Annotated in this window: 1 protein-coding gene; it reads left to right on the top strand. The window is 32.6% G+C overall.

Annotated features, from left to right (window positions below; all coding sequences use genetic code 11):
* Nucleotides 1-253: 253 nt before the first annotated feature.
* Nucleotides 254-1407, top strand: a 1154-nt coding sequence (locus tag CCE82_RS12315; RefSeq protein ID WP_086429645.1) for an IS110 family RNA-guided transposase, incomplete at its 3' end; no start/stop codon positions are given.

The following is a 1407-nucleotide window of genomic DNA, read 5'->3' as shown; positions in this document are numbered from 1 at the left end:
GAAACATATTAAGATAGTAGTGAAGAAATTATGACGATAGTTTCTTCACTACTTATTTTTTATAATAGGTAGTTGAGAGAAGCTAAATCGAACTTCCCTTGGATTTTAAAATTCGTCAGGAAACTGATTGGCTTCACTCCCTTATGAATTTTGTTTCAATATGTAGGCTCTAGAAGTCGTGTAAGAAAATAAAGTGATTAAGGATTATGAGTGAAGGTTCGCTTATCTCAAGATTTAATTAAGGAGGTATTTTATGCACATTTTTGGAATTGATATCAGTAAAGCATCGGCCGTTGTGGCTCATTATGAAGATGAAACACTCGTTAACGAGTTTGATTTACTCTATGATTCAAAGAACTTACTTCAGTTCTACACATATTTAAAATGTTTTGAAGATAAGTTATTGATATTCGAAGCGACAGGTGTCTATTCAACAATTATTCGTCAATTTTGTTTCGATCATAATATTAAACATGTCTGTATAAACCCCTTAGAAGCACATTTTAAGATGAATTCGTTAAGAAGGTATAAAATAGATAAAGTGGATGCACATAAACTCGCTCATTTAGGCTTCACGCTAGATGAAAAATACATTATTCATACCCCTTCAGATGAAGATGTTGAGAGAAAGAGCTATACACGTTTAATCATGCACATTGAGGATGATTTAACTAAATTAAAAACGAGACTTAAGGAGAGGTTATCTCAAGTATTTCCCTCACTTCAAGACTTAGTGAAGCACAATTATAATATTCCTAACTTAAGGCTTATCAACTTATTTGCACATCCTCAATTCATCTTAAATTTGACAAAACAACAACTCAAAAAGCTCATTAAGCAGCACAATAACTGCCAAAAAACATATCTTGAAAATCTGACTATCAAGCTTGTTGAATGGGCTCAAAACACTTACATTACCGTTCACGAAGAACATCCACTTGTCGAAGAAATCAAAGATATTACTGAAGATTTAATTCGACTGATTGGTAGAAAAAAGAAATATGTCGCTAAACTTAAAGATTTGTGTGCTGACCAAAAATTATATCAAGTTTTATTGAGTATCAATGGTATTGGAGAACAGAATGCGGCTTTACTCACAGGGGAATTAGGAAATATTGATCGCTTTGATACAAATAAGCAACTCAATGCTTTTGTTGGTATCGATATCGTCAGATATGAATCAGGAACGATTTATAAAAAAGACCGTATTAATCGGCGTGGCAGTAGTGTAGCTCGGAAGATACTCTATCAAATGGTTAAACTTTTTATTATGAATCAACACCGTCAGCAAAATCATATTTGCGATTATTACTATAAATTAAAAAAGCCACCTTACAATAAACATCATAAAGTGGCCATGATTGCTTGTGTGAACAAGCTCATTAAAGTTATTCATTACTTAAACGC

It is taken from the genome of Staphylococcus cornubiensis (assembly GCF_900183575.1).
GTDB classification, from domain to species: Bacteria; Bacillota; Bacilli; order Staphylococcales; family Staphylococcaceae; genus Staphylococcus; species Staphylococcus cornubiensis.
This window is presented reverse-complemented; position numbering and strand designations above follow the sequence as displayed.